The sequence below is a fragment of the Trinickia mobilis genome (assembly GCF_017315705.1).
Taxonomy (GTDB): domain Bacteria; phylum Pseudomonadota; class Gammaproteobacteria; order Burkholderiales; family Burkholderiaceae; genus Trinickia_A; species Trinickia_A mobilis.
This window is the reverse complement of sequence record NZ_JAFLRF010000011.1, coordinates 180,187-194,374: the sequence shown is the minus strand read 5'-3', so window position 1 is coordinate 194,374 and position 14,188 is coordinate 180,187. Positions and strand designations below refer to the sequence as shown.

Here is a 14,188-nt window from a genome sequence, read left to right as displayed (position 1 = left end):
TCAAACGAGACATGCCCAATCAGTCAAATGAGCAGGCACAGGAACAGGACCGGAAGCCGCCGCACGAGCACCCCGAGCACCACGAGCCGCCCGCGCTGAGCGCCCACGAGGCGCATCCCGGCTGGCGGGCGTTCCTGAACCGGCACATGCTGATCTGCGTCTTTCTCGGCTTCACGTCCGGATTGCCGCTCTTCACGCTCGTCTATCTCGTGCAGGCGTGGCTGCGCTCGGAAGGGGTCAATCTCAAGGAAATCGGCCTCTTTGCGCTGATCCAGTTCCCGTACACCTGGAAGTTCATCTGGGCGCCGCTGATGGACCGCTACGTCCCGCGCCTGCCCGGCTGGCGTCCGGGGCGGCGGCGCGGCTGGATGCTCGTGACGCAATTGCTCGTCGCGGGCGCGATCGCCTCGCTCGGGTTCGTCTCGCCGCGCAACGACATCTGGACGGTGGCCGCGCTCACGGCGCTTGTTGCGCTCTTCGGCGCGAGCCAGGACATCGTCGTCGACGCCTACCGGCGCGAACTGCTGCGCGACACCGAACAAGGGCTCGGCAATGCGGTCCACGTGAACGCGTACAAGATCGCCGCGCTGATTCCCGGCTCGCTCGCGCTGATTCTCTCCGACCACATGCCGTGGAACGTCGTGTTCGCCGTGACCGCCGCGTTCATGCTGCCGGGCATGGTGCTGTCGCTCGTCGTGCGCGAACCCGAGATCCACGGCGCGCCGCCGAAGAATCTGCGCGATGCGATCGTGCTGCCGTTCTCCGAGTTCGTCTCGCGCGACGGCTGGCGCGCGGCGCTCCTCGTGCTCGGCTTCATCTTCCTTTACAAGCTCGGCGATACGATGGCGACCACGCTGTCGACGTCGTTCTTCCTCGACATCGGCTTCGACAAGACGCAGATCGGCGTGATCGCGAAGACCACGGCGTTCTGGGCCAGCATCGCGGGCGGCATCATCGGCGGCGCGTGGCTCGTGAAGATCGGCATTGCGCGCGGGTTGTGGATTTTCGGGGTCGTGCAGATCGTGTCGACGCTCGGCTTCGCGTGGCTCGCGAAGATCGGCCCGTCGCCCGCCGCGCTCGCGCTGATCTACGGCTTCGAAACGTTCTCGACCGGGCTCACACTCGCGGCGTTCACGGCTTATATCGCGAGCACCACCGATCCGCGCTATACCGCGACGCAATTCGCGCTCTTCACGAGTCTCGCCTCGGTGCCGCGCACGCTGGCTTCGGCCTCGAGCGGCTTTGTCGTCGCGCAGATCGGCTGGTTCGATTACTTCATCGTTTGCGCCGTGCTCGCGCTGCCCGGGATGCTGCTGTTGCCGATGATCGCGCCGTGGAGGGCACGGTCGTGAGCGCATCGGCTGCGTCGGCACTACGGCGCGTTGCGGTGCTTCTCTGTGCCGCAGCGCTGCTTTCGAACCTGTCGGTCGCCGCTGTTGCAGCAGAGGCAGCGTCCACTACGCCCGCAAGTGCGCCGCCCGCCCCTGCGGCAAGCGCACCCGCAGCGGCTGCCGCCTATCAACCGGACCGCAATCTGCAGGTGCGCTTCGGCAACGCGACCACGTTCCGCAATCTGATCCCGTCTCCGGTGCTCGACGAACAGGCCGCCGATGAATACGCCGACATCCTGCACGGCGCCGAACAAACCGGCCGCCTGCTGCCGGATTCCGATCCGCGCGTCAAACTCGCGCGCGACATCGCCGCGAGGGTGACGCCGTACGCGTTGAAGTGGAACGACCGCGTGAAGAACTGGAGGTGGGAAGTCAACGTGGTCCGCTCGACGGAGATCCGCATGTACTGCCTGCCGGGCGGCAAGATCGTCGTCTACAGCGGGCTGCTGGATCGCGTGCATCTGAACGAAGACGAACTCGGCGTGCTGTTCGGCAACGAAATCGCGCATGCGCTGCGCGAACATGCGCGCGAACGGCTCGGCGAGCAGCAGTCGGCGCAGCTTGGCGCCGGGACGATTCCGCAGCTCTTCGGCCTCGCCGATCTGGGCGCGACGCCGCTCGGCATCGGCTCGCAGCTCCTTGCGATGCGCTATACGCCGACCGACGAAACCGAGGCCGACGTGATCGGCAGCGACATCGCCGCGCGCGCGGACTTCGACCCGCGCGCGGCGGTCACGCTATGGGACAAGCTCGCCGCTGCGACGCACGCGAACAAGGAGCAAGGCTTCATCTACGTGCACCCGTACAGCGCGGCGCGGCGTCACGACATCATGAAGCGCCTGCCCGACATGCTCGTGCTGTACGCGAAGGCGAAGGGCGTGCCGGTCGATTCGTTGCCCGACTACGCGGGCATCAGCGCGGCACGCCGGGGCACCGCAGCGCGCGACTGACGAAGCGGCGCGGCGCGCCGTTCGATCGCCGCGCCGCATGCGTCGTGCGCGTCGGCCCGGGTAGCCTCAACCCTTCACCTTATGGTCGTAATCGACCGTCAGCGGCGCGTGGTCGCTGAACTTGATATCGCGGAAGATCGACGTGCTTTTCGCCGTGCCCGCGATGCCCGGCGTCGCGATCTGATAGTCGATCCGCCACCCGACGTTCTTCGCATACGCCTGCCCGCGATTGCTCCACCACGTGTACTGCTCGGGCCGCTGATCGAGCGTGCGGAACACGTCGACGTAGCCGACTTCGTCGAAGAGATGGGTCAGCCACGCGCGCTCTTCGGGCAGGCAGCCCGAATTCTTCTGATTGCTCTTCCAGTTCTTGATGTCGATTTCCTTGTGGACGATGTTCACGTCGCCGCACAGGATCACTTCGCGCTTTTTGGAGAGCGCCGCGAGGTGAGGCATGAACTCGTCCATGAAGCGGTACTTCGCCTGCTGGCGATCGTCGCCGCTCGAGCCGGACGGCACGTACACCGACACCACCGACAGCTTGCGGAAACGCGCCTCCACATAGCGCCCTTCCGGGTCGAACTCTTCGCTGCCGAAGCCGATGATCACATCGTCGGGTTCGTGGCGTGTATAGACGCCCGCGCCGCTATAGCCTTTTTTCTCCGCATGCTGGAAGTAGCCGGCAAAGCCGTGCGGCGCGAGAAACTCGGGCGTCATGTCGTCCTGCGAGCACTTCAGTTCCTGCACGCAAAGCACGTCGGCCTTCTGCTCGCCGAACCACTCGAAAAAGCCCTTTTTCGCGGCGGAGCGGATGCCGTTCAGATTGGCGGTAATCACACGCAGCATGGTGTTCCCTGGTTCTTGTCGGTGAATGGAGTCGGTTCGATGCGCGAAGCGCCGTGCGTCGCGCGATGGCGGTCATTCGACCTTGACGCCTTTGAGCGATTCCTTCGCGGGCGGGTATTCGAGCTTCATGCCCTCGAACACGCGCAGCAGCAGCTCGGCGATCATCAGGTTGCGGTGCGTTTTCGAATCGGCGGGAATCACGTACCACGGCGCGTATTCCGTCGAAGTTGCCGCGAGCGCGTCGCGATAGGCTTCCTGATACGCGTCCCAGTACTCGCGCGCTTCGATGTCCGAGACGTCGAACTTCCAGTGTTTCGTCGGATCGTCGATGCGGGCCTGCAAGCGGCTCCGTTGCTCATCCTTCGAGATGTGCAGGAAGCACTTGACGATCGTTGCGCCCGTATCGGCGAGCAGTTCCTCAAATTGCCGGATGTGCTGGTAGCGGCGCTCGATCTCGGCGGCGTCGATCTGCTTGAGCACGCGCGGCACGAGCACGTCTTCGTAGTGGCTGCGGTTGAAGACCGTCAGTTCGCCGGCCGCCGGCGCGTTCGCATGCACGCGCCACAGGAAATCGTGCGCGGTCTCGATCGGCGTTGGCGCCTTGAAGGGCACGATGCGCAAGCCGAGCGGATCGACTTCGTGAAACACGGCGCGCACGGTGCCATCCTTGCCGCTCGTGTCCATGCCCTGCAGCACCAGCAGCACGCGCTGGCGGCGCTGCGCGTGAAGGCGCTCCTGCAGCTCGTCGAGGCGCTTGCCGATCTCCGACAGGCGCGCGCGGTCGGCGTCTTTCGATCCCATCGAAAACGGCTTCGATGCGGTGTCGAAATCGGTCAGCGCGAATTTCTCGGTTTTCTTGCCGTTGCCGGTGTACGGGACGCGAAAGTCGTCCAGATTCGGTTGCTTCGACATGCGCACTCCCCTGGGATCGGGTTGCCGGGCCCGTGATGGGCCAGCCCAAACAAAACGGGCCGTCGCCCCGTATTCAGGTCCGGCAACAGCCCGTTGTCACATCGCGCCGGCTCCTGCGAGCCGGCGATTCATTTCGATCAAAACGCCATCAAGACAGCTTCTTCTTCAGCAGCTCGTTGACCTGCTGCGGGTTCGCCTTGCCCTTGGTCGCCTTCATCGCCTGGCCGATCAGCGCGTTGAACGCCTTTTCCTTTCCCGCGCGGAATTCCTCGACCGACTTCTGGTTCGCGGCAAGCACTTCGTCGATGATCGCTTCCAGCGCGCCGGTATCCGAGATCTGCTTCAAGCCTTTCGCTTCGATGATGCGGTCGGCGGCGGCTTCGTCGGTGGCGCGCTCGTCCCCGATCGCGAGGAAAATTTCCTTCGCGATCTTGTTCGAGATCGTGCCGTCGGCGATGCGTTGCAGCACCAGCGCGAGCTGCGCGGCGGAGACGGGGCTGTCGGCGATGTCGAGCCCGTCGCGGTTCAGTTGCGACGACACTTCGCCCATCAGCCAGTTCGCCGCCGTCTTTGCCTGCGCAACCCCGGCTTTCGCGACGACCGCCTCGAAGTACGCCGCCATCGCCTTGCTCGACGTCAGCGCGCCGGCGTCGTACGGCGTCACGCCGTATTGGTCGACGAAGCGCTTCTGCATGCCGGCGGGCAACTCGGGCATCTCGCCCTTCACGCGCTCGACCCACGCCGCGTCGATCACGAGCGGCATCAGGTCGGGGTCGGGGAAATAGCGGTAGTCGTGCGCGTCTTCCTTGCTGCGCATCGAGCGCGTTTCGCGCTTGTCCGGATCGTACAGACGCGTTTCCTGCACGACGGTGCCGCCGTCTTCGATCAGCTCGATCTGGCGGCGCACTTCGTACTGGATCGCTTCTTCGAGGAAGCGGAACGAGTTCAGGTTCTTGATCTCCGCGCGCGTGCCGAATGCCTTCTGCCCAACCGGACGTACCGACACGTTCGCGTCGCAGCGGAACGAGCCTTCCTGCATGTTGCCGTCGCAGATGCCGAGCCACATGACGAGCCCATGAAGCGCCTTCGCGTACGCCACCGCCTCGGCGGCGCTGCGCATTTCCGGCTCGGTGACGATTTCGAGCAGCGGCGTGCCGGCGCGATTCAAGTCGATGCCGGTCATGCCCGCGAAGTCTTCATGCAGCGACTTGCCGGCGTCCTCTTCGAGGTGAGCGCGCGTGAGGTTGACGGTCTTCTCGTACGCGGCTGTGCCGGCCTTGTCGTTGGCCGGCACCTGAATCGTGATCTGGCCGCCCTGCACGACGGGGATCTCGTACTGGCTGATCTGGTAGCCCTTCGGCAGATCGGGGTAGAAATAATTCTTGCGCGCGAAGATGCTGCGCGGCGCGACCGTCGCGCCGATCGCAAGACCGAAGCGGATCGCGCGCTCGACGGCGCCCTTGTTCATCACCGGCAGCACGCCCGGCAGCGCGAGATCGACGGGGCACGCCTGCGTGTTCGGCTCGGCGCCGAATTGCGTCGAGGCGCCCGAGAAAATCTTCGAGGCCGTCGAGAGCTGTGTGTGCGTCTCCAGGCCGATAACGACTTCCCACTCCATGTTCATGCCTCCCGCCGAGCCGCCTCAAGGGAGGCATGCGCCCCCTCGGGGGGCAGCGAACGTTGTTGTAAGCGTGGGGGTTCATCCCATGCTCCTGCCGGGGATTGCTTGTGCCAATCGGTGGCACGCTGGAACGCGTCTGCGACCTGCAGCATCCGGCCTTCATTGAAATAATTGCCGACGATCTGCAAGCCGACCGGACGCTTCGCGTTCGCGCCCGCGCCGAATCCGCACGGCACGCTCATGCCGGGGAGGCCTGCGAGGCTGATCGACAGCGTGTAGACGTCGGCGAGATACATCTGCAGCGGATCGTCGCCCTTCGCGCCGATCTCCCACGCCACCGACGGCGCGACCGGCCCCATGATCACGTCGCAGGTCTTGAACGCTTCCTGGAAGTCTTGCGCGATGATGCGGCGGATCTTCTGCGCCTGCAGGTAGTACGCGTCGTAGTAGCCGTGCGAGAGCACATACGTGCCGACCAGAATGCGGCGCTTCACTTCGTGCCCGAAGCCTTCGGCGCGCGACTTCTTGTACATGTCGAGCAGATCGCGGTATTCCGCCGCGCGATGGCCGTAGCGCACGCCGTCGAAACGCGAGAGGTTCGACGAGGCTTCCGCCGGCGCGATCACGTAATAGACCGGGATGGACAGTTCCGTCTTCGGGAGCGTCACGGGCACGAGCGTCGCGCCGAGCGCTTCGTATTGCTTGAGCGCGGCGTCCACGGCGGCGCGCACGTCGTCGGCGAGACCGGCGCCGAAGTACTCCTTGGGCAAGCCGATGCGCAGCCCCGCGAGCGGCTTGGCGGACGTGCCGTCGGCCGACCATGTCTTGCCGAGATAGCGCGTGTAGTCTTCGTCGTCGCGCTTCAAGCTCGTCGAATCGCGCTCGTCGAAGCCCGCCATCGCGTTGAGCAGCGTCGCGCAATCGGCGGCGCTCTGCGCCATCGGGCCGCCCTGGTCGAGCGACGACGCGAACGCGATCATGCCGTAGCGCGACACGCGGCCGTAGGTCGGCTTGATGCCGGTCACGCCCGAGAACGACGCCGGCTGGCGGATCGAGCCGCCGGTATCGGTGGCCGTCGCGGCGGGCGCGAGGCGCGCGGCCACGGCCGCGGCCGAGCCGCCCGACGAGCCGCCCGGCACCGCTCTCGTATCCCACGGGTTCTTCACGGGGCCGAACGCCGAATTCTCGTTCGACGAGCCCATCGCGAACTCGTCCATGTTGGTCTTGCCGAGCGTCACCATGCCGGCGCGCGCAAAGCGCTCGACGACCGTTGCATCGAACGGGCTCACGTAATCGGCAAGCATCTTGGAGCCGGCGGTAGAACGCCAGCCGCGCGTGACGAACACGTCCTTGTGCGCGATCGGCAAGCCGGCGAGCGGGCCGGCGTCGCCCTGCGCGATGCGCTCGTCGGCGGCCTTCGCCTGCGCGAGCGTCAGCTCGGGATCGACCTGGATGAACGCGTTGAGCGCGCTCGCGGCGTCGATTCGCTTCAGATAGTGCTGCGCCAGCTCGAGCGCCGAACATTCCTTCGACGTGATGAGCGCGCGCAGCTCGGTCAAACTCTTTGCGTGCATTGGGATTGCGTTCCTGAAGACGGTTATTCGATCACTTTCGGGACGAGGTACAGACCATCCTGCACAGCGGGCGCCGGGCGCTGATACGAGTCGCGGTCGACGGACTCGGTGACGGCGTCCTCGCGCAGCCGCAGTGCGACGTCTTCGATGTGCTCGATCGGGTGGGCGAGCGGCGCGATGCCGGTCGTATCGACGGCTTGCATCTGCTCGACGAGCCCGAAGAAATCGTTGAGCTGGGTGAGGGTGTGCTCGGCATCGGCGTCGGCCAATTCGAGGCGCGCCAAGTGCGCGATGCGTTTAACATCGGTCAGGGTCAAAGGCATGCTGTCACCGGAAAAGGCGTGGAACTTAGCGCATCGAAAAAAACGATGCTGCGACAGGGGGTTAGGAAGCGTTGCGGCGGCCAGATCGAACCCTTAAAAAGGCGGCTTCCAAGGGTAAAACCAGGGCAAAAAGTGCCGTCTGCAACCTTCAAATACGACAAAATTATAAGGTATCATTACGCGTTCGATCCAAACCCGGGCCGACTTACTCAGGCCTTTTGGCGTGTTCACTGAACGTTGCGCTGAAAATTCCACCTTGGTTTTCACGGTCCCCGGTAGATTTCATTGCAGCTTCGTGCTCGTGTGGCGGCCGCTCACGCCCGAACTCGAAGCTGTTATTTTTTCCGCTGCCGCGCTGCGCCCATGAAGCGAAGCCGGCCCCCAGCGAAACAGGATTTTCATGTTCGGTTTTTTGCGCAGCTACTTCTCCAACGATCTGGCGATTGACCTCGGCACGGCCAACACGCTCATCTACATGCGCGGCAAGGGTGTCGTTCTCGACGAACCGTCCGTCGTTTCCATCCGCCAGGAAGGCGGCCCCAACGGCAAGAAGACCATTCAGGCAGTCGGCAAGGAAGCCAAGCAGATGCTCGGCAAGGTGCCGGGCAACATCGAGGCGATCCGCCCGATGAAGGACGGCGTGATCGCCGACTTCACCGTCACCGAACAGATGATCAAGCAGTTCATCAAGATGGCGCACGAATCGCGGATGTTCTCGCCGTCGCCGCGCATCATCATCTGCGTGCCGTGCGGCTCCACGCAAGTGGAGCGCCGCGCGATCAAGGAAGCCGCGCACGGCGCCGGCGCCTCGCAGGTCTACCTGATCGAAGAGCCGATGGCCGCCGCAATCGGCGCCGGCCTGCCGGTGTCGGAAGCCACGGGCTCGATGGTCGTCGATATCGGCGGCGGCACCACTGAAGTGGGCGTCATTTCGCTCGGCGGCATTGTCTACAAGGGCTCGGTGCGCGTCGGCGGCGACAAGTTCGACGAAGCGATCGTCAACTACATCCGCCGCAACTACGGCATGCTGATCGGCGAGCAAACCGCCGAATCGATCAAGAAGGAAATCGGCTCGGCTTTCCCGGGCTCCGAAGTCAAGGAAATCGAAGTCAAGGGCCGCAACCTGTCGGAAGGCATTCCGCGCAGCTTCACGATCTCCAGCAACGAAATCCTCGAAGCGCTGACCGATCCGCTGAACCAGATCGTGTCGTCGGTGAAGATCGCGCTCGAACAAACCCCGCCGGAACTGGGCGCCGACATCGCCGAGCGCGGCATGATGCTGACGGGCGGCGGCGCGCTCCTGCGCGATCTCGACCGCCTGCTCGCCGAAGAAACCGGCCTGCCGGTGCTGGTCGCCGAAGACCCGCTGACGTGCGTCGTGCGCGGCTCGGGCATGGCTCTCGAGCGCATGGACAAGCTCGGCAGCATCTTCTCGTACGAGTGAACCCCGTGACATCCGCAGTTGCGCGGCGCTCACAGCCTCTTCGGCGAGCCGCCGCGCGCTAAGCGCGCCGTAGCTTCACTCACACGTTCACGCCCCCGGCGCCGACCATGGAATACAGTCCGCCGCCTCTTTTCAAGCAAGGCCCGTCTGCGCTCGCGCGGCTGGTCTTTTTTGTCATGCTCGCGCTCGCGCTGCTCATTTCCGATGCGCGTTTCAAGACGCTTGAAATCGTGCGCGGCGTGCTTGGCGCGGGGCTCTATCCGCTGCAGCGCGCGGCCCTCGTGCCGCGCGACGTCTTCGTGGGCGCCGCCGATCTCGCCGTCACGAGCGCCACGTTGCGCACGGAAAACCAGAAGCTCACCGCGCGCAACCTGCAGCTCTCGCTGCAAGCGAACCAAGCCGCCGCGCTCGAAGCCGAAAACGCGCATCTGCGCGCCCTCTTGAATCTGTCCAAGCAGATCACGACGCAAGCCATCCCCGCCGAAATCCAGTACGACACGAGCGATCCGTTCACGCAGAAGGTCGTGATCGGCGTCGGGTCGCATCAGGACATCCAGAACGGTTCGCCGGTGGTGAGCGAGAACGGCGTCGTCGGCCAGGTCACGCGCGTGTATCCGATGCAGTCGGAAGTGACGCTCCTCAGCGATAAGGATCAAGCCGTGCCCGTGCAAGTCGTGCGCACCGGGCTGCGCAGCGTCATTTACGGCACGCCGAAGGGCGACGCGCTCGAAATGCGCTTCGTGCCGATCAGCGCCGATGTGGTCGCCGGCGACGAGCTCGTGACGAGCGGCCTCGACGGTGTTTATCCGCCGGGCCTGCCGGTCGCGAAAGTGACGCGCGTCGACAAGCTCGCCGATACGGCGTTCGCACGCGTCGTCTGCCAGCCGATCGCCACCGTGCGCGGCGCAAAGCAGTTCTTGGTGCTGCACTATCAGAGCAACGTGCCGCCGAGTCCGGAAGAGCCGGAAGCGGCGTCCGCGACGGCGGGCAAGGACGCCAAGGGCAAGAAAGCGGTGAAGGCAGCGGACAAGGACAAACCCGCCGACAAGAACGCGAAGGCGCCCACCGCCGATAAAGCCGTAGCCGCGTCGGGGGCCAAGCGATGAACCGCCCGCAATACATCTTGCTGCCGGTGAATCCGTACTTCATCGCGTTCAGTCTCGCCGCCGCGTTCCTGCTGAACCTGATGCCGTGGGGGCGCCTCGTCGCCGTGCCCGACTTCGTCGCGCTCGTGCTGCTGTTCTGGAACGTGCATCAGCCGCGCAAGGTCGGGATGGGCATCGCGTTCCTGCTCGGCATCCTGATGGACGTGCACAACGCGAGCCTGCTCGGCGAGCACGCGCTCGCCTACACGCTGCTCTCCTACGGTGCGATCACGATTCACCGTCGCGTGCTGTGGATGACGCTCGGCGTGCAGATGTTCGCCGTCGCGCCGCTCCTGGTCGGCGCGCAGATCGTGCCGTTCGTGATTCGCCTTTTGATGGGCGCCGCGTTTCCCGGCTGGGGTTATCTGATCAACGGCTTCGTCGAGGCCGCGCTCTGGCCGGTCGCGAGCACGCTGCTCCTGATGCCGCAGCGCCGCCCGGAAGATCCGGACGACACCCGGCCGATCTGAGCCGCCCCCGAATCGCATGACCGAATTCAAGGACACCCAGCAACAGCTCACCAGGTTCCGCCTGCGCGTCGCGGCGGCCGGGCTGTTCGTGTTCGTCTGCTTCGGGCTCCTGGTGCTGCGCTTTCTGGACCTGCAGGTCTGGCGCTACAGCAAATACTCGCTGCAAGCCGAGGAAAACCGCATTTCCGTCGCGCCGATCGTGCCGAATCGCGGCATCATCACCGACCGCAACGGCGTCGTGCTGGCGAAGAACTACTCGGCGTACACGCTCGAAATCACGCCCTCGAAGATCGACGACACGCTCGACAACGTGATCGACAAGCTGTCGACCGTCATCACGATCGACCAGCGCGACCGCCGCCGCTTCAAGAAGCTGCTCGAAGACTCGAAGAACTTCGAGAGCCTGCCGATCCGCACCCGCCTCACCGACGACGAAGTCGCGAAGTTCACCGCTCAGCGCTTCCGCTTCCCGGGCGTCGACGTGCGCGCGCGCCTGTTCCGCCAATATCCGCTCGGCACGACGGCGGCGCACGTCATCGGCTACATCGGGCGAATCTCGCAGCGCGACCAGGAGCGCATCGACGACATCAGCGACCAGAACGACAGCGACCCGGATCACTACGATCCGCGCCTCGACGCGAACAACTACAAGGGCACCGACTACATCGGCAAGATCGGCGTCGAGCAGAGCTACGAGACCGAACTGCACGGCATGACCGGCTTCGAGGAAGTCGAAGTGACGGCAGGCGGCCGGCCCGTGCGCACGCTCTCGCGCACGCAGGCGACGCCCGGCAACAACCTCGTGCTGTCGCTCGACATCGGGCTGCAGGAAGTCGCCGAGCAGGCGTTCGCGGGAAAGCGCGGCGCGCTCGTTGCCATTGAGCCGTCGACGGGCGACGTGCTCGCGTTCGTGTCGTCGCCGAGCTTCGATCCGAACGCGTTCGTCGACGGCATCGATCAGCAAACCTGGGACGAACTGAACAACTCGTCCGACCACCCGCTCCTGAACCGCCCGCTGCACGGCACCTATCCGCCAGGCTCGACGTACAAGCCGTTCATGGCGCTCGCGGCGCTGACGCTGCACAAGCGCACGCCGCAGTGGGGGTTCCAGGACCCGGGCTCGTACACGTTCGGCGGCCACACGTTCCGCAACGACGTGCCGCAGGGCCAGGGCTGGATCGACATGAATCGCGCGATCATGGTGTCGAACGACACCTACTTCTACATGCTCGCGCACGACCTGGGCGTCAACGCGATCGCCAACTTCATGAAGCCGTGGGGCTTCGGGCAGATCACCGGCATCGACATCGCGGGCGAAGCGCGCGGCGTGCTGCCGTCGACCGAGTGGAAGAAGAAGGCGTATCGCAAGCCCGAACAGCAGCGCTGGTACGAAGGCGAGACGATCAGCCTCGGGATCGGCCAGGGCTACAACTCCTACACGATCCTGCAGCTCGCGCACGCAACGGCGACGCTCGCGAACGACGGCGTCGTCATGAAGCCGCACTTGGTGAAGGAAATCGAGAACCCGATCTCCCACGAGATGCGGCTGACCGTGCCGAAGGACAACGGACGGATCAACGTGTCCCAGGACGATATCGACGTCGTCAAGCGGGGCATGGTCAACGTGACGAGCAATCCGTCGGGCACCGCCTATCAGGTTTTCCGCGACGCGCCGTACACCGTGGCAGGCAAGACCGGCACGGCGCAGGTGTTCTCGCTGCAAGGCGCGAAATACCACGGCCATGCGCTTGCCGAAAATCTGCGCGACCACGCGCTCTTCATCGCGTTCGCTCCTGCCGACAAGCCGCAGATCGCGGTCGCACTGGTCGTCGAAAACGGCGGCTGGGGCGCGCAGGCGGCCGGCCCGATCGCACGCCGCGTGCTCGACTTCTGGCTGCTCGAGCGCCAGAAGTCAGGTGTGGAAGCGGCGGCGGTCGCGGCGGCGGCCTCGGCAACGCAAGGCATCGCCGCGCCCGTGATCGGCGCATCCGAGGCGACCGGCGGCTCCGTGCCGGTGGTCAAGATTGCCGCGGGCTTCACGCCGCTGGCGTCGCCTGTGCCGCCGACGCCGGCGTCTGACGCTGCGGCTTCCGATGCCTCCGCCTCCGGTGCCGCCGGTGCGCTTCCGGCGTCGGGCGCAGCGGGCGCTTCGAGCGCTTCGAGCACCGCCGCGGCCGCCCCCGCCGCGGCCAACAAGCCCGCGCCGCGCAAACCGCGCCCCGCCAGCGATACACCCGACGTCGCCATCGCGCCGCCGTCGCGCGACGAGAACAACTCGCCGTCCGCCACCCCCTCCACGCCGGCCTCGTCCGGCATCGACGATTGACGGAGAAAGGCATGCAATTCGACAAGCGTATCTGGATCGAACGCGTCAAGCAGATGTTCGTGGGCTTCGATCGCGCGCTCGCGCTGACGGTGTTCCTGTTGCTGTGCGTCGGCATCGTGACGCTTTATAGCGCGACGCTCGACATGCCCGGCAAGGTCGAAGACCAACTGCGCAACATCGTCTTCACCTTCATCCTCATGTGGGCGCTCGCCAACCTGCCGCCGACGACGCTCATGCGCTTTGCCATGCCGCTCTATACGATCGGGATCGCGCTCTTGGTCGGCGTGGCGCTGTTCGGGATCACGAAGAAGGGGGCGAAACGCTGGATCAACGTGGGCGTCGTGATCCAGCCGTCGGAAATCCTCAAGATCGCCACGCCGCTCATGCTCGCGTGGTACTACCAGAAGCGCGAAGGCGGGCTGCGCTGGTGGGACTTTCTCGTCGGCTTCGCCATTCTCGCGGTGCCGGTCGGCCTGATCGCCAAGCAGCCGGACCTCGGCACGGCGATGCTCGTATTCGCCGCGGGCCTCTTCGTCATCTATTTCGCGGGGCTGTCGTTCAAGCTGATCGCACCGGTGCTGGTCGCCGTCGTCATGTCGGTGGCGTTGATCGCGACGTTCCAGGACAAGATCTGCCAGCCCGAAGTGCAGTGGCCGCTGATGCACGACTACCAGAAGCACCGCGTCTGCACGCTGCTCGACCCGACCTCCGATCCGCTCGGCAAAGGTTTCCACACGATCCAGGCCGTCATCGCGATCGGCTCGGGCGGTCCGCTCGGCAAGGGCTGGCTCAAGGGCACGCAGGCGCACCTCGAATTCATCCCCGAAAAGCATACCGACTTCATCTTCGCCGTGTTCTCCGAGGAATTCGGGCTCGCGGGCGGGCTCGTGCTGCTCGTGCTGTACATGCTGCTGATCGCGCGCGGCCTATATGTCGCCGCCAACGGCGCGACACTGTTCGGGCGATTATTGGCCGGATCGCTCACGATGGCGTTCTTCACCTACGCGTTCGTCAACATCGGGATGGTGAGCGGGATTCTCCCGGTCGTCGGCGTGCCGCTGCCGTTCATGAGTTACGGGGGCACCGCCCTCACCACGCTCGGCGTCGCGGTCGGCCTCATCATGAGCGTCGGGCGGCAGAAGCGGCTCATGAAAAGCTGAACGCCGCGCTGGGGGTCTTGATTTTA

11 protein-coding genes and 1 pseudogene are annotated in these 14,188 nt (G+C 65.1%); 7 read left to right on the top strand and 5 right to left on the bottom strand.

The genetic code is table 11. The features are described from left to right. The first annotated feature begins 11 nt into the window (after positions 1–11). Positions 12–1,352, top strand: a complete 1,341-nt coding sequence (locus tag J3489_RS17650; protein ID WP_207000090.1) for an AmpG family muropeptide MFS transporter — start codon at positions 12–14, stop codon at positions 1,350–1,352. Beyond that, positions 1,283–2,341: a M48 family metallopeptidase gene (locus J3489_RS17645; RefSeq protein ID WP_374193460.1), complete on the top strand. Its 1,059-nt coding sequence runs from the start codon at positions 1,283–1,285 to the stop codon at positions 2,339–2,341. The genes J3489_RS17650 and J3489_RS17645 overlap by 70 nt, the downstream gene beginning before the upstream one ends. A gap of 66 nt (positions 2,342–2,407) precedes the next feature. Here J3489_RS17645 and J3489_RS17640 read toward each other — a convergent pair whose 3' ends face one another. The 5 genes and pseudogenes from J3489_RS17640 to gatC form a co-directional block, all read right to left on the bottom strand. Next, positions 2,408–3,187, bottom strand: coding sequence for an exodeoxyribonuclease III (locus J3489_RS17640; RefSeq protein WP_207000086.1), 780 nt, complete (start codon positions 3,185–3,187; stop codon positions 2,408–2,410). Between the two features lie 72 nt (positions 3,188–3,259). Further along, positions 3,260–4,099, bottom strand: coding sequence for a polyphosphate kinase 2 family protein (locus J3489_RS17635; RefSeq protein WP_207000085.1), 840 nt, complete (start codon positions 4,097–4,099; stop codon positions 3,260–3,262). A 148-nt stretch (positions 4,100–4,247) separates the two neighbouring features. Next, on the bottom strand, positions 4,248–5,723 hold the full coding sequence (gene gatB / locus J3489_RS17630; RefSeq protein WP_207000082.1) for an Asp-tRNA(Asn)/Glu-tRNA(Gln) amidotransferase subunit GatB: 1,476 nt from the start codon (positions 5,721–5,723) through the stop codon (positions 4,248–4,250). Positions 5,724–5,809: 86 nt separating this feature from the next. After that, positions 5,810–7,294, bottom strand: a pseudogene (gene gatA / locus J3489_RS17625) (Asp-tRNA(Asn)/Glu-tRNA(Gln) amidotransferase subunit GatA); the annotation flags it as partial. Positions 7,295–7,317: 23 nt separating this feature from the next. Next, entirely contained in the window at positions 7,318–7,617 is a 300-nt protein-coding gene (gene gatC / locus J3489_RS17620; protein ID WP_207000080.1) for an Asp-tRNA(Asn)/Glu-tRNA(Gln) amidotransferase subunit GatC, read from the bottom strand. 400 nt (positions 7,618–8,017) lie between these two features. On the opposite strand from gatC, the gene J3489_RS17615 reads away from it, so the two are divergent. The 5 genes from J3489_RS17615 to rodA all read left to right on the top strand — a co-directional run bounded on the left by J3489_RS17615 (position 8,018) and on the right by rodA (position 14,162). Beyond that, the gene (locus J3489_RS17615; protein WP_136897651.1) at positions 8,018–9,061 is read left to right on the top strand and encodes a rod shape-determining protein; all 1,044 of its coding nucleotides are present in this window, start codon (positions 8,018–8,020) and stop codon (positions 9,059–9,061) included. A 107-nt stretch (positions 9,062–9,168) separates the two neighbouring features. Next, the gene (mreC, locus tag J3489_RS17610) at positions 9,169–10,167 is read left to right on the top strand and encodes a rod shape-determining protein MreC (RefSeq protein WP_207000079.1); all 999 of its coding nucleotides are present in this window, start codon (positions 9,169–9,171) and stop codon (positions 10,165–10,167) included. Beyond that, positions 10,164–10,676 carry a rod shape-determining protein MreD gene (mreD, locus tag J3489_RS17605; RefSeq protein ID WP_207000078.1) on the top strand — a complete coding sequence of 171 codons (513 nt, stop codon included), beginning with the start codon at positions 10,164–10,166 and terminating at the stop codon, positions 10,674–10,676. The genes mreC and mreD overlap by 4 nt, the downstream gene beginning before the upstream one ends. A 16-nt stretch (positions 10,677–10,692) precedes the next feature. Next, entirely contained in the window at positions 10,693–13,002 is a 2,310-nt protein-coding gene (gene mrdA, locus J3489_RS17600) for a penicillin-binding protein 2 (RefSeq protein WP_207000077.1), read from the top strand. Between the two features lie 11 nt (positions 13,003–13,013). Further along, positions 13,014–14,162, top strand: a complete 1,149-nt coding sequence (rodA, locus tag J3489_RS17595; protein ID WP_207000076.1) for a rod shape-determining protein RodA — start codon at positions 13,014–13,016, stop codon at positions 14,160–14,162. Positions 14,163–14,188: the final 26 nt, after the last annotated feature.